This is a genomic window from Bradyrhizobium sp. Ec3.3, assembly GCF_000472925.1.
Taxonomy (GTDB): Bacteria; Pseudomonadota; Alphaproteobacteria; order Rhizobiales; family Xanthobacteraceae; genus Bradyrhizobium.
Genome location: NZ_AXAS01000016.1, coordinates 54,467 through 74,769, shown reverse-complemented (window position 1 = coordinate 74,769; position 20,303 = coordinate 54,467). Strand labels below are relative to the sequence as shown.

The 20,303-nt window shown below is 64.5% G+C and carries 20 protein-coding genes; 14 read left to right on the top strand and 6 right to left on the bottom strand.

The window, feature by feature from the left end:
• Positions 1 to 19: 19 nt before the first annotated feature.
• The 3 genes from YUU_RS61225 (at position 20) to YUU_RS0118140 (ending at position 1,426) form a co-directional block, all read left to right on the top strand.
• Positions 20 to 409 carry an alpha/beta fold hydrolase gene (locus YUU_RS61225; RefSeq protein ID WP_245288036.1) on the top strand — a complete coding sequence of 130 codons (390 nt, stop codon included), beginning with the start codon at positions 20 to 22 and terminating at the stop codon, positions 407 to 409.
• Positions 369 to 830 (top strand): alpha/beta fold hydrolase, encoded by a 462-nt coding sequence (locus tag YUU_RS61220; RefSeq protein ID WP_245288035.1) that lies wholly within the window; start codon positions 369 to 371, stop codon positions 828 to 830. The genes YUU_RS61225 and YUU_RS61220 overlap by 41 nt, the downstream gene beginning before the upstream one ends.
• 170 nt (positions 831 to 1,000) lie before the next feature.
• Positions 1,001 to 1,426, top strand: a complete 426-nt coding sequence (locus tag YUU_RS0118140; protein WP_027523674.1) for a GFA family protein — start codon at positions 1,001 to 1,003, stop codon at positions 1,424 to 1,426.
• Between the two features lie 65 nt (positions 1,427 to 1,491).
• Here the strand turns inward: YUU_RS0118140 and YUU_RS60275 are convergent, their stop codons facing one another.
• Entirely contained in the window at positions 1,492 to 1,650 is a 159-nt protein-coding gene (locus YUU_RS60275) for a hypothetical protein (protein WP_198031774.1), read from the bottom strand.
• 416 nt (positions 1,651 to 2,066) lie between these two features.
• On the opposite strand from YUU_RS60275, the gene YUU_RS60270 reads away from it, so the two are divergent.
• Positions 2,067 to 2,222, top strand: coding sequence for a hypothetical protein (locus YUU_RS60270; RefSeq protein WP_198031773.1), 156 nt, complete (start codon positions 2,067 to 2,069; stop codon positions 2,220 to 2,222).
• 15 nt (positions 2,223 to 2,237) lie between these two features.
• Here the strand turns inward: YUU_RS60270 and YUU_RS0118125 are convergent, their stop codons facing one another.
• Positions 2,238 to 2,861 (bottom strand): ParB-like protein, encoded by a 624-nt coding sequence (locus YUU_RS0118125; RefSeq protein ID WP_027523673.1) that lies wholly within the window; start codon positions 2,859 to 2,861, stop codon positions 2,238 to 2,240.
• Between the two features lie 107 nt (positions 2,862 to 2,968).
• On the opposite strand from YUU_RS0118125, the gene YUU_RS0118120 reads away from it, so the two are divergent.
• The 7 genes from YUU_RS0118120 to YUU_RS0118090 all read left to right on the top strand — a co-directional run bounded on the left by YUU_RS0118120 (position 2,969) and on the right by YUU_RS0118090 (position 8,806).
• Complete coding sequence (locus YUU_RS0118120) at positions 2,969 to 3,880, top strand: ion channel (protein WP_051389781.1); 912 nt, start codon at positions 2,969 to 2,971, stop codon at positions 3,878 to 3,880.
• A 113-nt stretch (positions 3,881 to 3,993) separates the two neighbouring features.
• Entirely contained in the window at positions 3,994 to 4,341 is a 348-nt protein-coding gene (locus YUU_RS0118115) for a hypothetical protein (protein WP_027523671.1), read from the top strand.
• A gap of 222 nt (positions 4,342 to 4,563) precedes the next feature.
• On the top strand, positions 4,564 to 4,851 hold the full coding sequence (locus YUU_RS0118110; RefSeq protein WP_007592476.1) for an acyl carrier protein: 288 nt from the start codon (positions 4,564 to 4,566) through the stop codon (positions 4,849 to 4,851).
• A gap of 10 nt (positions 4,852 to 4,861) precedes the next feature.
• Positions 4,862 to 5,332 (top strand): 3-hydroxyacyl-ACP dehydratase FabZ family protein, encoded by a 471-nt coding sequence (locus YUU_RS0118105; RefSeq protein ID WP_027523670.1) that lies wholly within the window; start codon positions 4,862 to 4,864, stop codon positions 5,330 to 5,332.
• Complete coding sequence (locus YUU_RS0118100; RefSeq protein ID WP_027523669.1) at positions 5,329 to 6,537, top strand: beta-ketoacyl-ACP synthase; 1,209 nt, start codon at positions 5,329 to 5,331, stop codon at positions 6,535 to 6,537. Before YUU_RS0118105 ends, YUU_RS0118100 begins: the two co-directional genes overlap by 4 nt.
• Positions 6,538 to 6,587: 50 nt before the next feature.
• Positions 6,588 to 7,865, top strand: coding sequence for a beta-ketoacyl-ACP synthase (locus tag YUU_RS0118095; protein WP_027523668.1), 1,278 nt, complete (start codon positions 6,588 to 6,590; stop codon positions 7,863 to 7,865).
• Between the two features lie 8 nt (positions 7,866 to 7,873).
• Positions 7,874 to 8,806 (top strand): lipid A biosynthesis lauroyl acyltransferase, encoded by a 933-nt coding sequence (locus YUU_RS0118090; RefSeq protein ID WP_027523667.1) that lies wholly within the window; start codon positions 7,874 to 7,876, stop codon positions 8,804 to 8,806.
• A gap of 306 nt (positions 8,807 to 9,112) precedes the next feature.
• On the opposite strand, the gene YUU_RS0118085 is transcribed toward YUU_RS0118090, so the two are convergent.
• On the bottom strand, positions 9,113 to 10,849 hold the full coding sequence (locus tag YUU_RS0118085) for a winged helix-turn-helix domain-containing protein (RefSeq protein ID WP_027523666.1): 1,737 nt from the start codon (positions 10,847 to 10,849) through the stop codon (positions 9,113 to 9,115).
• Positions 10,850 to 11,035: 186 nt separating this feature from the next.
• Between YUU_RS0118085 and YUU_RS55110 the strand changes: the two genes are divergently transcribed.
• The 3 genes from YUU_RS55110 to YUU_RS0118070 all read left to right on the top strand — a co-directional run bounded on the left by YUU_RS55110 (position 11,036) and on the right by YUU_RS0118070 (position 17,512).
• Positions 11,036 to 15,409, top strand: coding sequence for an autotransporter domain-containing protein (locus YUU_RS55110; RefSeq protein ID WP_051389780.1), 4,374 nt, complete (start codon positions 11,036 to 11,038; stop codon positions 15,407 to 15,409).
• A 73-nt stretch (positions 15,410 to 15,482) separates the two neighbouring features.
• Positions 15,483 to 15,896, top strand: coding sequence for a hypothetical protein (locus YUU_RS0118075; protein ID WP_027523665.1), 414 nt, complete (start codon positions 15,483 to 15,485; stop codon positions 15,894 to 15,896).
• A complete protein-coding gene (locus YUU_RS0118070) occupies positions 15,893 to 17,512 on the top strand; it encodes an autotransporter outer membrane beta-barrel domain-containing protein (protein ID WP_027523664.1) in 1,620 nt (539 codons plus the stop codon). Before YUU_RS0118075 ends, YUU_RS0118070 begins: the two co-directional genes overlap by 4 nt.
• Before the next feature lie 121 nt (positions 17,513 to 17,633).
• Here YUU_RS0118070 and YUU_RS0118065 read toward each other — a convergent pair whose 3' ends face one another.
• The 3 genes from YUU_RS0118065 to YUU_RS0118055 are packed head-to-tail and all read right to left on the bottom strand — an operon-like array spanning position 17,634 to position 20,271.
• Entirely contained in the window at positions 17,634 to 18,746 is a 1,113-nt protein-coding gene (locus YUU_RS0118065) for a polyamine ABC transporter substrate-binding protein (protein WP_027523663.1), read from the bottom strand.
• A 7-nt stretch (positions 18,747 to 18,753) separates the two neighbouring features.
• On the bottom strand, positions 18,754 to 19,935 hold the full coding sequence (locus YUU_RS0118060; protein ID WP_035662661.1) for an aminotransferase: 1,182 nt from the start codon (positions 19,933 to 19,935) through the stop codon (positions 18,754 to 18,756).
• Between the two features lie 9 nt (positions 19,936 to 19,944).
• Positions 19,945 to 20,271, bottom strand: coding sequence for a rhodanese-like domain-containing protein (locus YUU_RS0118055; RefSeq protein ID WP_027523661.1), 327 nt, complete (start codon positions 20,269 to 20,271; stop codon positions 19,945 to 19,947).
• Positions 20,272 to 20,303: the final 32 nt, after the last annotated feature.

Sequence of the window (20,303 nt, the reverse complement as noted above, 5' to 3'; positions counted from 1 at the left end):
CGGTTTGGACCTGCAATCTATGCACTATGTCACGTCTGGTCGCGCCAGGCTCGCAACAGAGATCGTGGGCAGCGGCACTGCCATCGTCTTTCTTCATGCCAACGTGTGCGACCGGCGCATGTGGCGCGACCAGTTGAATGGACTCGGCGCCACTCACAAGGCGGTTGCTTATGACCGGCGTGGGTTCGGCGAAACTCACGCCGAGTTGGAGGACTTCTCCGCCCTCGCAGACCTCGTGGCCGTGCTGGATGCTACCGCAGACGGCAAGCGCGCGGTCCTTGTTGACTGCTCCCTCGGCGGGCGCATCGCGCTTGATGCCACGCTTCGACACCCATCGCGTGTTGGCGCCCTCGTTCTGATCGCCCCCAATGTCGCAGGCGCACCTGATCTATCCTCCCGAAGTCGATAAACTGATGACGCAATCAAGGAGGATTGAGGCATCGGGCGATCTGGATCGGTTGAACGCGATGAAGGCGCGTCTCTGGCTGGACGGACCACTGGCCCCCGAAGGCCGCGTAGCCGGTCCCGCTCGCGACCTGCTCCTTGACATGAACGGCATCGCGCTCCGCTCCGCGCCATTCGGCTCGGACATTGACATTCAACCCTTCTTCCACCGCCTCAGTGACGTCGCTGTGCCGACCCTTGTGATCTGGGGCGATCTCGACTTTCCCTACGTTCAGGAACGCTGTCGTCACGTGGCAGCGACAGTACCGGACGCGGAAGGGCGTGAGATGCCGGGTGTCGCGCATCTGCCTAGCCTGGAGCGCCCGGAGGAAATCACAGCCCTCATCGCCGAATTTGCCAACCGATGTATGGGATCAGCCGAGTAGATGGGGTGTCTCGCGCTACGGCACGGTCGAATTTTCGCGTCGATTGCGCGAGGGGCAACAAGCCATGCTGACAAGACGTTGGCAGCAGCGCTCGCTTATGCGTGTCAAGCCGGCTGTTGATGTGAGCGGCCAGGATGAGCGGCTCTTGGCCAACGAGGATTGAGGCAACCATGACCGACCGTACCGGAGGATGCGCTTGCGGCGCGATCCGATTCAGGATCAATGCGCCGCTGATGGGTGTCGGGATCTGCCACTGCACCGATTGCCAGAAGGCTTCGGGCGGCGGGCCGAACTACGTCGCGCTCGCGCCGAAGACCGGCCTCGAAGTCACGAAGGGCGAGGCAAAAATCTACTCGTGCAAGGGCGACAGCGGCGGCGACGTCGGTCGCGCCTTTTGTCCGGATTGCGGGTCTCCGCTGTGGAGCTTGCCTCCCAATGCGCCGTTCCTGACTGTCAAGCTTGGCGCGCTTGACAGCAATTCAGACCTGACGCCGGCCCTGCATCTCTATACGTCCTCGGCGCCACCGTGGCATCTGATGCACGAGGGGCTGCCGACCTTCCCTAAGATGCCGCCATCTCCGCCGCCCGGAGCCTGAGCCACCGGCCTTGATGTCCGGGCCTGCCGCCGCTGCGTTGCTTGCGGCGGCGGCGCGCTACTGCGCTAGTGCTGCTTCGCCATTAACTCGACCGCCGGGGCAAAGCGTTCGGCAAACGTCGCGGCCTTGGCCTCGCGAGCCGCGGCAAGCGAGGCCGAGATGAACGTGTGAAACCCTACTGTGGCGACCGCGAGCAAGGCGGCGGCGAAGACCAGATGGCGCATTCCTCCCTCCTTTGTGGGCTCGACTGCCCCGAAGGATGGAACGGCTTTGTTTCAGGACCTCTTCGCGCGGCCGGAAAACGGTTTCGCTCAAGAGACTGTGATGAGGTCCGGCCGGCAAGGACGCTCCGGTAAACAACGGAATACCTTGGTTTAGCGCGCTCATCCCTTCTTATGACCTCCGCATAAGCTCGTACAATTGAGCGATGGGGAGAGATCCTTATGCTCGCCGACTAGTCCAAAGCGACGAATGAACCGCGCGAACTTCACGCTCGAAAGGCGCAACTAACAATAGTCACGTCGTTTTACAGTGGCGCGGGTCACGTTGGGAATTTTGCGCTCGGGATAACGATAGTGAATCGCAAGGCTGCTGCGACAAGCAGCTCTTGCTGGATGCAGGTTCGTCGAGGAACAATCAAATGAACGTCTTCGTTCAGAAGCTTAATGGCCTGTGGCACCTGATCGTCGGGTCGTGCCAGATCCGCACCCCTTTCCTGGAGACTCAGGACAGGGAGCTGGTCGTGACATACGCCCGGCGCGTCTACCCCGGCGCCAAGATCTTCCAGCGCGATTGATGTGAGCGCTGCGCCCTAATCCTCCGACGCCGGTCCGCACCAGCCGGGCAGATAGATCGCGTCCTTGATCTTTGCGGCAGCCATCGCCTTCTCCAGCGCCTTGTCGAAATTGGCATCGACCGCCTTGCGTGACAGCTTGCGGCGCAAATAGTCGGCCCACAGGAATTCGGAGAACGGCGTGGTGTCCTTGGCGAAGCCTCCCATCCGGCGGAGTTCGCCGGCGAGGCTGCGGAACGGATCGTCCTTGAGAGCGGCGACCGATTTCGGCAGGTCCTTGAAATGCCGCCGCTCACCCTTGGCATCGTAAGGGTAGACCCAGCGCTTGTTGTCCATCACGCCCCAGAAGGCGTCGCGCTCGACCATCCTGAGGTCGCCGACGATGGTGACCAGCACGTCCTTGACGCCCTCGTCGTGAAGCGCGCGGGCCAGATGATGATGGTCGATGACGTAGTAGCGCTGGTCCGGCCCGTGAACCACGGGGATCATGTGCTTGCCGAGCGAGTCCGCCTGCTTCTGCTTGTCCTGCTCGCGCCAGCGCTTGCGCTTCTCCTTGACCTCGCGCATGCCGACCGTCATCTGCGTCGGCTTCAGCGACAGGATCGACACCGGGTGCACTCTGGGCTCGCGCGTGTTGGTCATTGTCGAAAACCCCTCAAAGGTTGCAAAGAACGTCCTGAACTCCGTACGATTATGCCATGACGGCCGGGACGGCAAATGCCGCTGCGGCGCGAAGAGATCAAAAGCGGATGCTTAAAATCCCGAATGAACGGACGACCAATGGAGGGACCGGCAAGGCACGGATCGTCAGGCTCGGCGGGCGCGAAATCATCGCCGAGGGGTTGACGCTGAATTTCTGGGCCGACATCAGCCATCGCTGCATGACGGCGTCCTGGCCGGTGTTCATCGCGGGCGCAGCGCTGGTCTTTCTCGCCTTCAACGCGTTCTTCGCCTATTTCTACTGGATCGGCGACCTGCCGATCTCGAACGTCCCCGGCGGCGCCTATATCGACTACTTTTACTTCTCCATCGAGACGCTCTCGACCGCGGGCTACGGCGACATGCATCCGCAGAGCCATTACGGCCACTTCGTTGCGACGCTCGAATTGTTCACCGGCATCTTCTCGATGTCGCTGATGACGGGGCTGATCTTCGCCCGCTTCTCGCGGCCGAGCGCGCGGCTGTTGTTCGCCGAGAACCCGGTGATCTCGCTGCACGAGGGCAAGCCGACCCTGATGATCCGCCTTGCCAATGAGCGGCACAACGTCATCGCCAATGCCAATGCGCGGGTCTGGGCCTTCAAGAGCGTGGTGACGAAGGAAGGCCGGCCGCTGCGGCGCTTTTACGAACTCGCGCTCGACCGCAACGAAATCCCCGGCCTTGCCCTGAGCTGGACGCTCTATCACACGCTGGACGAGACGAGCCCGTTGCATGCTTTGTCGGCGGAAGACATGGAAGCCGCGACTGTCGCGCTCATCGTGGTGCTGTCGGGCTACGACGTTGTTGCAGCGCAAACGGTGCATGCCCGCAAATCCTACGAGCATTTCGAGATCAGGTTCGGCCATCGCTATGTCGACATCCTCGATACGCAGGACGATGGACGGCTGCGCATCGACTACGGCAGGTTCCACCAGACACTGGAAACGACCGGCGAAGCATAATTCCGAACGCGACAGATGCACGCTGTGCTTGTGAAGATTTTCTGCAACGCTTCGCAGCCCTGTGCTATCTAAATTTCGCTGCTTTGAAGGCTGATCCGCGACCGATCCTTGGCATGAAAACCCAGCGGCCCAAAACCTCGGACGACGAGCACCGGGTGCTCCAGTTCAGGCCGCGCGGCCAGCCCCAGGGCGTTCCCCGGCGGGGGAACGGGACGGTGCAGCCGTTGCACGCCCAGCCCGCGCCGGAACCGCTCGACCTATCGCGTTACGAGCAGCCCCGCGACGAGCCGGACGACTTCCGCCACCGCATGCTCGCCAACATCGCAGCCCTCGCCTTCACCATCGCGCTCACCGCGATCGGTATCTGGCTCGCGGTCAGCATTGCCGACCTGCGCCGGACCCAGGATTGCGTGCTGATGGGCCGTCGCGACTGCGTGAAGATCACGACGCCGCATATCTAGGCAGCCCGGCCCGGAGAGCCCGGATTCGCGGGGCTCCGACCGGCATCCCCAGCCCTGTCCCCGGGCCCTGCCCGGCTCCATTGAACTCAGGGCGGCCGTCCGATATACGGGCACTCGACCCGGCCAGAGGGCGTTTGAGGGCATCACTCGGGGCGCGATGCCCGCCCACCGTGCCTCTCTGGAAAATCTGACAAATACCTGCAATATATCAAAGGCTTAGTGATGTCCTCTACATTCGATCAGGTCGCCACGATCATCGCTGAAACCTGCGACATCCCGCGCGACACGATCACGCCGGATAGTCACGCCATCGACGATCTGGGCATCGACAGCCTCGATTTCCTGGACATCGCGTTTGCGATCGACAAGCAGTTCGGCATCAAGCTGCCGCTGGAGAAGTGGACCCAGGAGGTCAACGACGGCAAGGCGACAACCGAGCAGTATTTCGTGCTGAAGAACCTGTGCGCGCGCATCGACGAGCTGGTGGCGGCCAAGGGCGCGAGCGCCTGATCGCGCAACCATGCAACTCGAATACTTCCACATGATCGATCGCATCGTCGACCTCAACGTCGACGAGAAGCGGATCGTCGTCGAGGCGCTCGTTCCGAAGGAAAGCACCATCTTCGAGGGACACTTTCCGGGCTATCCGCTGATGCCCGGCGTGCTCCTGATCGAATCGATGGCGCAGGCCTCGGGCTGGCTGCAGCTCGGCGTGTTGAAGTTCGAGCGCATGCCGATCCTCGCCGCCGTGAAGGAGGCCAAGGTCCGCGGCTCGGTCTTCCCCGGCGATCTCATGAGCATCGAGGCAACCCTCGCCCATGAGGGCTCGGGCTACGCCATGACCGAGGCCAAGATCCGGGTCGGCGGCAAGCTGCGCGCGAATTCGACGCTCACCTTCACGCAGATTCCCTTCCCCAATGCGGATATGCGCAGCTACATGGACGCGTTCGCCAAGCGCATCGGCTTTCCGCAACAGGCCGTTTCGCCATGACTGACACTCCTGCTTCGAAGCCCGGCCAGACGGAAGTCTGGATCACCGGTATTGGACTCGCCACTTCGCTCGGCGAAGGGCTGGACGCCAACTGGGCCGCGCTCGGCGAGCGGCGCATCAACGTCGACGAGAAGGGGTTTGCCCCTTTCATCGTGCATCCCCTGATGCCGGTCAGTTTCGACAGCCAGATCCCGAAGAAGGGCGACCAGCGCCAGATGGAAGCCTGGCAGCGCATCGGCACCTATGCGGCGGGCCTGGCGCTCGATTCGGCCGGGATCAAAGGCAACAAGGACATCCTCTCCAAGATCGACATGGTGGTCGCGGCCGGCGGCGGCGAGCGCGATCTCAACGTCGATACCGGCGTGCTCACGGCCGAGGCCAAGGGCGCCAATGCGCCCGGCTTCCTCAACGAGCGGCTGATGAGCGATCTGCGGCCGACGCTGTTCCTGGCCCAGCTCTCCAACCTGCTCGCCGGCAACATCGCCATCGTGCACGGTCTCGGCGGCACCTCGCGCACCTTCATGGGTGAAGAGGTGGCGGGCGCGGATGCCACGCGCATCGCGCTGGCACGGATCGCCTCGGGCGAGAGCGACATTGCGCTGGTCGGCGGCTCGCATAATGGCGAGCGCAAGGACCTGATGGTCCTCTACGAGTTCGGCGACTTCAACCTGAAGGACAAGTTCGCCCCGGTCTGGGGGCGCAAGGACCACGCCGGCTTCGCGCTCGGCTCGGCCGGCGCATTCCTGGTGCTGGAATCGAAGGCCCATGCGGAAGCGCGCGGCGCAAAACCGTTTGCGAAGCTGACGAGCGTGGTGGCTGATCTGGCCAGGCGCAAGCAGCCGGGCGAACTGACCGCGACGCTTCAGAAGCTGTGGTCGAAGCTGCCCAGGCGCGAGGGCAAGGGCGCGATCATCACGGGGGCAACCGGCGCGGAGCCGGCGACCGCCGAGGAGCGCGCCTTCCTCGAGAGCCATGCGGACTTCCCGGTTCGCGCCACCGGTACCATGTTCGGCCACACCATGGAGACGCAGTTCCCGCTCGGGATTGCGCTCGCCGCACTGTCGCTCTCGCGCGGGGCCCTGTTCCCGCCGAACGATTCGACCGGCCTCGAGATTGAAATGCAGTCGGCTCCGACCCAGATTGTGGTGGTGGGAGCCGGACACTGGCGCGGCGAAGGCATGGCGCTGGTGGAAGCGGTCAGCTGAGCCGCGCGTTCGGCTGGTTGTTTGGGACGATTGAGACGAGCGGGGGAATCATGACAGCACCACGCGACAAATTCGGACGGCCCGTCGTAGTCGTCACCGGCATGGGCATCATGACCTCGCTCGGCGCCGGCAAGGCCGACAACTGGTCGAAGCTCGTCGCCGGGCAATCCGGCATCCGCACCATCACGCGCTTTCCGACCGACGGGCTGAAGACGACGATGGCCGGCACGGTCGATTTCGTCAGCGTCGATCCGTTCTCCTCCACCGGCCTCTCCGAACGGATGGCCGAGATGGTCACGGAGGAAGCGCTGGATCAGGCCGGTATCGGCGCCAAGGGCGATTTCCCGGGCCCCCTCTTCCTGGCGGTTGCGCCGGTCGAGGTCGAATGGCCGCAGCGCCGCGAACTCGGCCGCGCCGTCGGCACGTCCGACTTCACCTACGATGATCTCCTGCGCATCTCCGGCGGCGGCAAATACACCGCCTATCATCACCGCTTCATGTTCGGCTCGGTAGCCGCACACCTCGCCGAGACCTTCGGCACCAAGGGCTCGCCGATCTCGCTGTCGACGGCCTGCGCCTCGGGGGCAACCTCGATCCAGCTCGGCGTCGAGGCGATCCGCCGCGGCGAGACCGATGCGGCGCTGTGCGTCGCGACCGACGGTACCGTGAATCCCGAAGCTCTGGTGCGCTTCTCGCTGCTCTCCGCGCTCTCCACGCAGAACGAATCGCCGCAGGCCGCCTCGCGGCCGTTCTCGAAGAATCGCGACGGCTTCGTCATGGCTGAAGGCGCAGGCGCCCTCGTGCTCGAAAGCTATGAGGCGGCGACCGCGCGCGGCGCAAAGATCCTCGGCGTGCTCGCCGGCTGCGGCGAGCTCACCGACTCCTTCCATCGCACCCGCTCCTCCCCCGACGGCAAGCCGATCATCGGCTGCATGAACAAGACGCTGGCCGATGCCGGCATGACGCCGGACCAGATCGACCACATCAACGCCCACGGCACCGCGACGCCCGAAAACGACAAGATGGAGTTCAACACGACCTCGGCCGTGTTCGGCGATCTCGCGCAGAAAATTCCGGTGACCTCCAACAAGTCGATGGTCGGCCACACCATCTCGGCCGCCGGAGCGGTGGAGGCGATCTTCTCGCTGCTGACGCTCGAGCATCAGCGCATTCCGCCGACCATCAACTACGACAATCCGGATCCCACGATCCTGTTCAACGTCGTCGGCAATACCGCGCGCGATGCCCGCGTCACCGCGGTCATGTCGAACTCGTTCGGCTTCGGCGGCCAGAACGCCTCGCTGATCCTGACCCGCGAACCGGCCTGATCGGACGCATGGCGCTGCTTCCTGCGAGCACGAAGGCCCGCGCGCGGGAAGTTGCCAAGTCGATCGGCGGAAGCGTGATCGGCGCGGCCACCGTCGGCATGCTGCGCACCACGCGCTATTTCGATCCGGTCAAGACCTCGGACTTCTTCGCGCGCGTCACCAAGACGATCGGCCCGCGCCTGCGCGAGCACCGCATCGGCCGCGCCAACCTCACCGCGGCATTTCCCGAGAAATCGCCGGAAGAGATAGAAAAGATCCTGATGGGCGTCTGGGACAATCTCGGCCGCGTCGGCGCCGAGTTCGCCCATCTCGATCAGGTCTGGGACTATGACCGCGATCATCCGGAAAAGAGCCGGATCGAGTTGTCGCCGCGCACCGTCGAGCTGTTCGACCACATCAGGGACGACGGCAAGCCGGCGCTGATCTTCGCCTCGCATCTCGCCAACTGGGAATTGCCGGCACTCGCTGCCGTCGCGCATGGGCTCGACACCGCGATCCTCTATCGCCGCCCGAATATCGCGTCCGCCGATCGCATCATCCAGGAGATGCGCCAGGTCAACATGGGCACGCTGATCCCGGCGGGGCGCGACGCGCCGTTCCGGCTTGGCGAAGCGCTCAGGAACGGCCAGCACGTCGCCATGCTGGTCGATCAATATCTGACCGGCGGCGTCGAGGTCACCTTCTTCGGCCGCAAGACCCGCGCCAACCCGATGCTGGCGCGGCTCTTGCGCCAGGTCGAATGCCCCATCCACGGCGTGCGCATCATCCGCCTGCCCGGCTATCGCTTCCGCGCCGAGCTGACCGAGGAGATCCCGCCGGTGCGCGACGCCGAGGGCAAGATCGACGTCCAGGGCACGACGCAGGCGATCACCAACGTGGTGGAGGGCTGGGTGCGCGAATATCCCGAGCAGTGGCTCTGGCTGCATCGGAGATGGCGGTAGTTTGCTCCGTCATTGCGAGCGCAGCGAAGCAATCCAGACTGCCTCCGCGGAAAGATTCTGGATTGCTTCGCTGCGCTCGCAATGACGAGGTTCGTGGCACGCGCCGTCCACACTCTCGCCTGTCATCGCCCGGCTCGACCGGGCGATCCTGTATTCCAGAGACGGTGACGGATACGGAGGGGCCGCGGCGTACTGGATGCCCCGCTTTCGCGGGGCATGACAGCGAGGGTTAGGAAGCGGCTTGCACTCCTGACGCACGCTTTCATCGTGCACGCTTGCGATCGCCCCATCGCCGCAAACTCGCCCTCACCACTCCGGCAATCCTGCGTCGACCTCGGCCTGAACGACGCGTTCCCAGGCTGCGATATTCACCGGACTTGCGTTCTTCATCGGCGGCGAGACGTTGAGCCTGGTCGTGCCGGGCCGCAAGCGCAGTCCCTCCGCGATCGCCGCCCTCGCCTCCTCGAACCGGCCCGATCTCTGGTAGGCGGCGGCGAGCAGAAAGTGCGAGCGGCCGGTCGCCGGCGTAATGGCGATCGAACGCTGCAGCCACGGCAACGCCTCCTCGTCGCGCCCCATCAAGACATTCGCCAAGCCCGCGCCGAGCAGCCAGGTCCAGCGCGAGGCCGGCGGCGTATCGTAACGATCGGCTTGCTGGAATGTCGCGAGCGCATCGTCGAAGCGGCCGAGATAGATTTGGCCCAATCCGATCAGATAGAGCGCAGAGCCGTTCCACGGATCGAAGCTCAATGCCTTGGCGCAGGTGACGAGACTTTCCACGAAATGGTTGGTCGCGCTGAGGAAGCGGCAATAGGCCTCGAGCACCGGAATCGAATTCGGCTTCGACCGCAATGCCTGCTCGAGCGTCGCGCTGGCCCTGGCCTCGACCGCAACAGCCTCCTCCGGGCTGAACCAGACCATCTGGATGCCGCGCATCTGGAGCGAAGCAAGCGCCACGGCGAGATCGACATTGTCAGGGTCGTCAGTGAGCGCCTTTTGCAGCATCGCCTGCGCCGCACCGAAACGCTCGCGCGTGGTCTGGTTGATCGACGCCAGCGCCTGCTCGACGGCGACCCTGTCGCCGCCCGCGGACTGTCCGCGGCTCGCGGGCGACGACGCGCTGGGCTCCAGCATGTCGTTGAGGCGGCGCGCAAGCACATGACCGACGCCCGCGGCAAGCCGCGACTGCGCAAGCTGCGCGTCCGCCTCATCCGCGTTGACCGAAGCCGCAACGACCGACTGAACCTCGCCGGTGGCTGTCTTGATCATGCGCGCCCGCAGCGTCCAGGATTGATCGCCATGCTGCAACTCGCCGCGAATTTCGTAATCGGGTGATGCGGCCCGTGCACTGGTGCTTTCGACGCCCGCGAGCGCTGGCGATCGCGGCGCAACCACGCTGATGTTCTGGATCTTCGCAAAGCCGTCCGTGAGGCGGCCGGTGACCTCCTCCGCTGTCCCGGCGCCGCGCGAATCGCTGCTGGCATCAACGATCGGCAGCACGGCGACACGCGGCGGCTTTCGCCGGAACAGGAGGTCCGGCTTCAGCACCGGCGCGTCCACCGCAAGCCCCACGACGATCACGCCGAGCCCGGCCACTGCGGCGACCATGGCCCGCCGGCTGAAACCGAAGATCGAGCGCTGCGACCTCGCCTGTGCCAGGACACCTTCGGCCGGCGCCGCGGGCGCGGCCTCCATGGCCTCGGCGGGCGGAGGCGCCTCGGCCTCCGCCATGACCTCCGGCTCGGCCTCAACCTCCGCCGTCAGCAGATAGCCGCCGCCGGAGGCGAGCTTGATCAGCTGCCGCCGGTCATCGCCGAGCGCGGTGCGAAGCTCGCGGATACATTGGAACAGGCTGTCCTCGCCGACATGGACGTTCGGCCAGACCGCCTCCATCAGTTCCTGCTTGCTGAGCACCCGGCCGCCGCTGGTCGCGAACAGCCGCAGCATCTCGAAGGTTTTCGGCCGGAGCTTGATCGCAACGCCATCCGGCCCCCGCAGCTCCGCGCGCTGCTGATCCAGCCCGAAGCCGGCGAAACGAAGCACGCTATCCCCCAAAGTGGCTCTCCAGCCCGCTCATATAGTGGAAGTCTGCCGAAAGTGACCGGAAAACGGGTCTGAAACGGAAATATCAGAAAGCTTCAGAAACTCCCCCGCGCCTTATCAGGACACCGCCCCCAAGCCAATGACAAGAATCCGGCTTGAGACTCGCGAGCGTGCTGGGGGGAAGCGGTGGGGACGGAGAAATATTGTTTCGGGGCCACCCGCCGGCTGCGGGCCGCGCTGTTGACGTCGTCGGCGCTGGCTTTGGCCTGGATGCTGCCGACCACGCCATCGCGCGCCGCGGCGAACGGCACCTGGCTGACCTCTCCCAGCAGCAACGACTATGACACCGGCTCCAACTGGAGCGGCGGCTTCGTGCCGGTGGGCACCGCCACCTTCGGTGCCTCTGATACCACCAGCCTGGTGATTTCGAGCGCCACCGTCGGCGGCTGGACCTTCAATGCCGGCGCCTCGAACTACACCTTTAACGTCAGCAACTCGCTGAACTTCACCGGCGCCGGCATCACCATCAACGGCGGCAGCGCCACCATCACGAACAACTCCTCACTGGCTTTCCAGAACACCAGCACGGCCGGCGGCGCGACAATCAACAACAACAGCTCCCTTCAATTCGGCGACAGCAGCACGGCCGGCAACGCAACCATTACAAACAACAACGGCGGCATGACTTACTTTGTCGGCAACAGCACGGCGGGCAACGCAGCCATCACCAACACCAACCTCCTTTACTTCTATGACTACAGCAGCGCCGGCAGCGCCACCATCACCAACAATGGCGGCATCACCTTCCAGGACAACAGCACGGCCGGCAACGCGACCATCACCATCAATGGCAGCATCACCTTTCAGGACAACAGCACGGCCGGCAATGCGGCGATCATCAACAATGCCAACGCCCTGGTCGACTTCAGCCAGACCGCGGGCCTGAGCGGCGACAACAAGATCAGCGCCGGCTCGATCGCGGGCGCGGGCTTGTACCTGCTCGGCGTCAATGAGCTGACCGTCGGGTCCAGCAATCTCTCGACCGAAGTGAGCGGCGTCATCGCCGGCAGCGGCGGTTCGCTGGTCAAGATCGGCACCGGCACACTGACGCTGTCGGGAGCGAACACCTACACCGGCGGCACCACGATCAACGGCGGCACGTTACAGCTCGGCACGGCCACCAGCGTCGGCACGATTCTGGGGATCGTCACCGTTGGCGCCAGCGGCACGTTCGACGTTCTCAACGCCGACACCAGCGGCATCACCAGCATCTCCAACAGCGGGAAAACATATTTCCGCAACGCTACGAGTGCCGGCGGCGCCAGCGTCACCAATAACGGCCAGCTGGCTTTCTACGACACGAGCACGGCCGGCACCGCCACCATCACCAACGTCGCCGGCACCCTCAAATTCAACAATTCGAGCTCGGCGGGCAGCGCGACCATTATCAACAGCAACTACCTGTATTTCAACGATACCAGCACTGCGGGCAGCGCCACCATCACCAACAGCAGCAACGGCAGGGTCCTTTTTTTCGGAAACGCCACGGCCGGCAGCGCCACCATCACCAACAGCAACAACGCCTACCTGTATTTCTACGGCAACAGCACGGCCGGCAACGCAACGATCACCAACAACAGCTGGCTGTCCTTCACGAACAGCACGGCCGGCAACGCCACGATCGCCAATGTTGGCAACGGCTCGCTGACTTTCTACGCGCAAAGCAGCGCCGGCAACGCCACCATCACCAATCTCGGCTCGGCAACGTTGACCTTCACCGACCAAAGCAGCGCCGGCAGCGCGACTATCACCAACTCCAATCTCCTGTACTTCTACAGCACCAGCACGGCGGGAAGCGCCGATATCACCAACAATGGCGGCATCTCGTTCTTCAACTCCAGCACAGCCGGTAACGCGACCATCACCGTCAACGGGAGCATGACTTTCTCCGACAACAGCACGGCCGGCAATGCGACCCTCATCGCTAATGCCAACACTCTCGTCGATTTCACCCCCACCTCGGGATTGAACGGCGACAACAAGGTCAGCGCGGGCTCGATCGCGGGCGCGGGCCTCTATTTGCTCGGCAGCAATGAGCTGACCGTCGGATCCAACAATCTCTCGACCGAAGTGAGCGGCGTCATCGGGGGTACCGGCTCGCTGGTCAAGATCGGCACCGGCACGCTGACGCTCTCGGGGACCAACACCTATACCGGCGGCACCACCTTCGCCGGCGGCACGGTCAGCGTCTCGTCCGAAGCCAATCTCGGCGACCTCGCGGGTGGCCTGACCTTCAACGGCGGGACCTTGCAGATCACGGGAACGACGTTCAACGCCACGACGCGCAGCATCACCTGGGGTGCCAATGGCGGCGCCTTCGACATTGCGGACGCAGCCAACAATTTCACCGTCAGCCAAAGTCTCAACGGCGGCGCGCTGACCAAATCCGGCGCCGGCACGCTGACCTTGACCGGCGCGGACACATTTTCCAGCGTGACGATCTCCGCCGGCACGCTGGCATTCCTCGATACCACGGCCGGTAACACGACCATCACCAACAACGCGCAATTAGCGTTTTACGGCAACTCCACAGCCGGCAACGCGATCATCATCAACAACGGCAATGTGCTGTTCGACGGCAACTCGACGGCCGGCAACGCGCAGCTCATCAACACCGCGTCCACCGCCGTGATCAACTTTTGGACCCCTGGCCCGGGCAGCGACGGCAAGCTCACCGCCGCCTCCATCGCCGGCAGCGGCCGCTTCGACCTCAACGGCACAGAGCTGACGGTCGGCAGCAACAATTTGTCGACCGATGTCACCGGCGTGCTCACCGGCAACGGGAGCCTCACCGGAACATCGCTGATCAAGGTCGGCACCCGCACCATGACGCTCTCGGGCATTAACACCTACACCGGCGCGACCATCGTCGATGCGGGCGCGCTCGTCGTGAACGGATCGATTGCGGCGTCGAGCAGCGTCACCGTCAACAGCGGCGCGACCCTCGGCGGCGGCGGCACCGTGGGCACCACGACCGTCAACGCCGGCGGCACGCTCGCGGCCGGCAACGGCACCGCCAACTCGTCGTTGACCGTGGCGGGCAGCCTCGCGCTGCAATCCAGCGCCTTCTACATGGTGCAGATCAATCCGGCGACGTCGAGCTACGCCAATGTCTCGGGCACGGCGACGCTCGGCGGATCGACACTCCAGGCTGTCTACGCCAATGGCAGCTACGTCGCCAAGCAGTACACGATCCTGACCGCCGGCAGCGTCAGCGGCACGTTCGGTTCTGTCGTCCAGACCAACCTGCCGTCGAACTTCCATACCACGGTGAGCTATGACGTCACCCACGCCTATCTCAACCTGATCCTGGACTTCGTTGCGCCGCCGGGCAGCGGCCTTTCCGGCAATCAGCAGAAGGTCGGCAATGCCATCATCAACTCCTTCAACGCAAATGGCGGCATCTCGCTGGTCTATAGCGGGCTGACGGCCGGCGGCCTGACGCAGGCTTCGGGCGAAACGGCCGCTGGCTCGCAGCAGACCACCTTCCAGGCCATGGGCCAGTTCATGGGCCTGCTCACCGATCCCTCCGGCGCGGGCCGCGACATCGGCGGCTCCGCGCCGCCGGCCTATGCCGACAGCACACCAACAGGCGCCGCACGCGATGCCTTTGCCATGCTGGCCAAGGCGCCACCGGCCCAGACCTTCGAGCAGCGCTGGAGCGTGTGGGCTTCCGGCTTCGCCGGATCGCAGACCACAGACGGCAACACCGCGCTAGGTTCGAACAGCGCAACCAGCCGCCTGTTCGGCACCGCCGCCGGCGCCGAGTATTGGTTCTCGCCGCAGACACTGGCCGGCTTTGCGCTGGCCGGCGGCGGCACCAGCTTCTCCGTGGTCAATGGCGGCAGTGGCCGCTCCGACCTGTTCCAGGCCGGCGCATACGTCCGCCACAACAATGGCCCGAGCTACATTACCGCCGCGCTGGCCTATGGCTGGCAGGACGTCACCACCGATCGCACCGTGACGCTCGCCGGCGTCGATCGCCTGCGCGCCGAGTTTAACGCGAATGCGTGGAGCGGCCGGCTCGAAGGCGGCTATCGCTTTGTCGCGCCGTGGATCGGCGGCATCGGCCTGACGCCCTACGCCGCCGGCCAGTTCACGACGTTCAACCTGCCGGGCTACGCAGAGTCCGTCGTCTCGGGCAGCAATGCCTTCGCGCTGGCCTATGCAGCGAAGAGCGTCATCGATGCGCGTAGCGAACTCGGCCTGCGTGCCGACAAGTCCTTCGCCATGGCCAACGGCGTCCTCACCCTGCGCGGCCGCGCCGCCTGGGCGCACGACTTCAATCCGGATCACTCCGTCGCCGCGACGTTCCAGGCGCTGCAGGGCGCGAGCTTCGTCGTCAACGGCGCACGCGCCGCAAGCGACTCCGCTCTCACCACCGCCTCCGCCGAAATGAAATGGCTCAACGGCTGGTCGGCGGCAGCAAGCTTCGAGGGCGAGCTCTCCAACGTGACGCGCTCCTACGCCGGCAAGGGCACGGTGCGCTATGCGTGGTAGGCGGCACATCGACTCTTTTCAAATTGGATATCGAGACTTTGAAATACGAAATTTGAGAATGCGAGACATGGGAATGAAGGTGAGTGAAGTCTGGTGGGCAGCGGCCGCGTTGGCGCTGCTGGTGTGTCCGCTTGCGAAAGCGCAGGCGCAGACACCCTGCGTCACCACCGGCACCAACCAGACCTGCACGAATTCTGCGTCAATGGCCGGCATCATCGATACGGCGACCTTGACGTTGACCAATACCGCGAGCGGCACGGTCACTGGGGGCAAATCTGGCGTCTTCGCCAACACCGCCAACGTGGCGAATTCCGGCACCATCTCGGCGGGCGGCACCGGCATCGTCGCCACCACCATCGCCAATGTGACGAACACTGGCACCATCTCCGGGGGCTTTGACGGCATCAGCGCCAACACTGCGAATGTGACGAACTCCGGCACTATCTCGGGGGTCTTCAACAGCATCAGGCCAACACCGCAAATGTGACGAACTCCGGCACCATCTCGGGACGCGGCGGCGCCGGCATCAGCGCCAATACAGCGAAAGTGACGAACTCCGGCATCATCTCGGGGGGTAGCTACGGCGTCCTCGCCTTCAACGCCGCCAATGTGACAAATTCCGGCACCATCTCAGGGAGCTTCTTCGGCATCGAAACCATCACCGCGAACGTGACGAACTCCGGCACTATCTCGGGCGGCACCTACGGCATCGCCGCCTTCCTCGGCAACGCTTCCGTGACGAACTCCGGCACCATTTCTGGAATCATTGCGTTGCAGTTTGGGGGCACTGCAAACACTCTGACGCTTCTGCCGGGCTCGCGCATCATCGGCGCGATCAATCTCGGCGGCGGAGGCAGTGCTATCAAACTTGGCGAGGGCGGCGACAGCATCTCACTCGGCAGCGGCGATACCGTCAACTTCCGCGGCGGCAACCACAACCTGACTTTCGATACGCTCACCGGTGCGACCGTGACCGGCACCACGCCGTTCGCTGTCTCGGGCAACCAGGCCGTCGCCATCGACCCCACCTCCTTCGCGGCGAACTGGCGCTCGCTCACCGATTTCACCCGCGGCGTGTCGGATGCCGTGCCGGTGTTTTCCGGTGGCACGTCCGGCAGCAGCGCGCCGCTCGCCTTCGCGGGGCCTGATGCGCCCTCGCGTTTCGACGATGTCTTTGCCGCGATCCCCTCGCTTGCGTCCGCCTATGCGAGCGAGGCCATGGTGTTCAAGGCACCGACATCGACCTATGCAGACGGCACGACGGTATGGGCCCGCGGCTTTGCCGGCCAGCGCATCCAGCAGCAGGACGGCGTCCTGCTGCGCACGGCCAATCTGTTCTATGGCGGCATGATCGGCGCCGATTTCGCGGCGCGCCCCGACCTGCGCACCGGCCTCTTCCTCGGCGGCGGCAAGACCCGCACCAGCATCGATCTCAACCAGGGCGGCGCGGATTCCGACATGCTGTTCGGCGGCGCCTATGCGCGCTACGACATCGGCGCATCCTTCCTGCACGGTGCGATCCAGGGCGGCGGCTCGCGCAACACCACGACACGCACCATCAACAACAACCTCGTCGCAGGCGGCCTGGAGACCGCCGTCGCCTCGTTCAACGGCTGGTACGTCAGCCCCGAGCTGACCTTCGGTCATCGCTTTGCGCTCGGCCAGCTCGCGGATGCCACCTACACGCTGACGCCGAGCGCGCGCGTGCGCTATCTCTACGGCGCCTTCGACGGCTACACCGAAACCGGCACCACCGCGCCGCTGACGGTGGGCGAGCAGACCGCAAGCACGCTGGAGGAACGCAGCGAGGTGAAGCTGACGCGCAGCGCGGCGTTCGGCCCGATGAACCAGCTCTCCACCAGCCTCACCGGCGGCGTGCTGGGCACGCAGCGCATCGGCAGCTCCACCGTCAACGCCGCCCTGCTCGGCCAGGCCATTCCCTTCGCCACGCCGGGTCAAGCCAATGTCTGGGGCGGCTTCGGCGGGCTGGGACTGGAATGGCGCAGCCGCAACGTCAGCCTGTTCGCCGCCGCCGAATATCTCGCGCTGTCGGACAACTCCAACGTGGTCAGCGGCCGCGCGGGTTTGCGCGTCGGGTTCTGAGCGCCTGCGGGGCGATTAAGCCAGGCATCATCGCGACTTAGGCACCGCCACCCCGGTAAACCCGGAGGTGGCGGTTCTACTTTGCATGGGGTTGTTTTGCGGGATTTTGCTTGCCGCCGCTCTACCGCCCCGTCTTCAACTTGGTCCAGAGCCGGTTGATGATCCGCTGGGTGGCGGGATCGCGGGCGGTGATGACGAAGAGTTTTGCGAGCGTCGCCTCGTCCGGATAGATGTTCTTGTCGCCCAGGATCTTCGGGTCGACCAGCTTTTGGGCAGCGAGGTTGCCGCTGGCGTAGGACAGGAAGTCGGAGTTCTTCGCGGCGACGTCCGGGCGGTAGAGATAGTTGATCAGCTCGTAGGCTTCCGCGACGTTCTTGGCATCCGCGGGGATCGCGAGATTGTCGAAGAACATCTGCGCGCCCTCTTTGGGAATCGCATAGCCGATCTCGATGCCGTTCTTGGCTTCAGCCGCGCGGGCGCGGGCCTGCATGATGTCGCCGGACCAGCCGACCACGAAGCAGATCTCGCCGGTCGCGAGCGCGCTGAGATATTCGGACGAATGAAACTTGCGCACGGACGGGCGAACCTTGGCGACGACGTCGGCGGCCTTCTCCAGGTCCGCCTGCTTGGTCGAGTTCGGATCGAGCCCGAGATAGTTCAGCGCCGCCGGAAAGATGTCGTCGGCAGAGTCGAGCATGTGGACGCCGCAATCTTTGAACTTGGCGAGGTTCTCCGGCTTGAAGACGATGTCCCAGCTGTCGATCTTCGCGTCGGGCCCGAGTATCTGCTTCACCTTAGCGACATTGTAGCCGATGCCGGTCGTGCCCCACATGTAGTTCGCGGCAAAGACGTTGCCGGGATCGTAGGTCGCAAGGTGCTGGTTCACCATCGGCCAAGCGTTGGCGAGATTGGGCAGCTTCGACTTGTCGAGCTTCTGGAAGATGTTCGCCTTGATCTGCCGCTGGAGGAAATAGGCGGTGGGCACCACGACGTCGTAGCCGGATTTGCCGGCCATCAGGCGCGTTTCCAGCGTCTCGTTGGCGTCGAAGGTGTCGTAGACCACCTTGATGCCGGTCTCCTTGGTAAAGTTGTCAAGGACATCCGGCGCCATGTAGTTGGACCAGTTGTAGAAGTTGACGACGCGCTGCTCGGCCCCTGCGGGAGCGGAGAGCAACGTCAGCGCTGCGGCGATTGCGAAACCACGGCAACGCCAGGAGCGGCTGACGTTCGTCATCTCAGATCTACCTCTTGCGCCCGCGCACCGCGTCCGACAGCCGCTCCAGCGCGGTGTCGAGCGTCTCGTCCTTCTTGGCAAAGCAGAAGCGCACCACGGAGGTCACGGGGTCCTGCTCGTAGAACGCCGACACCGGGATCGCCGCAACTTTGTAATCTTTCACGATGCGCCAGCAGAACTCGGTATCGCTCTCGTTGAGCCCGAGCGGCGACAGGTCCACGGTGAGGAAGTAGGTGCCTTGCGATTTCAGCACGGGGAAGCCGAGGCTCTCCAGGCCCTTGGTCAGACGATCCCGGCTCCTCGCCAGATCCTTGCGCATCGAGACGAAATACTCGTCCGGCTTGCCGAGGCCATAGGCGACGGCGGCCTGCAGGTTCGGCGCGGTAGTGAAAGTCAGGAACTGGTGCACCTTGGCGGCCACCCTCAGCAAGGGCGGCGCGGCGCAGACGAAGCCGATCTTCCAGCCGGTCAGCGAGAAGATCTTGCCGGCCGAGCCGACCTTGATGGTGCGCTCGCGCATGCCGGGGATGGTGATCAGCGGGATGTGCTTGTGCTCGTCGAAGGTGACGTGCTCCCAGACCTCGTCGCAGATCGCGATGACGTCGAACTCCTGGCAATAGCGCGCCAACAGTTCGAGGTCCTCGCGCGGAAAGACGACGGCGGATGGATTCAAGGGGTTGTTGAACAGGACCGCCTTGGTCTTTGAATTGAACACGCTTTTCAGCATGTCCTCGTCCAGCCGCCAGTGCGGCGGCTGGAGCCGCACCAGGCGCGGAATGCCGCCGGCCTGGCGGATGATCGGCAAATAGGAATCATAGACCGGCTGGAAGCAGACGACCTCGTCGCCGGGCTGCACCACCGCGAGGATCGCCGAGGTCAGGGCCTCGGTGCCGCCGGAGGTCACCATGACCTCGCTCATCGGATCGAGCTTCAACCCGTGCCAGTGCCCGTAATGGGTCGCGATCGCCTGGCGCAGCTCGGGGATGCCCATCATCGACGGGTACTGGTTGTAGCCATGCACCGAGGCATCGGCCGCGGCGCGGCGGATGTCCTCGGGGCCGGGATCGTCGGGAAAGCCCTGACCGAGATTGATGGCGGCATTGTCGCGCGCGGCCTGCGACATCGCCTCGAAGATGGTGACGGGAAGGTCGGCGAAGACCTTGTTCAGGGAGGAGCTCTTGGACGACATCGGCTTAGATCAGCCACCGACCTTGGTGGGGAGGCCCGCCGACTTCCAGCCGAGCATGCCGCCCGCAAGATGCTTGTCGTAGGCAAGCCCCGCCGCCTGCGCGGCGAGCGAGGCCGTCACCGAGCGCTTGCCGGAGCGGCAGGCGAACACGACGTCCTTTCCTTGCGGATCGGGGATCGCCTTGGGGTCGAAGGTCGAGAGCGGCACGACGACGCCATAGGGATAGGCCTCCGCGGCAACCTCGTTGGGCTCACGGACGTCGACGAGCAGATAGCGCCCCTCGCTCACACCCTTGGCGACCTCGTCCGGGGTCAGATCTTGCACCTGGTTTGCCACTTCATCCTCCAGAACGGCCGCGTTAGGCCGGG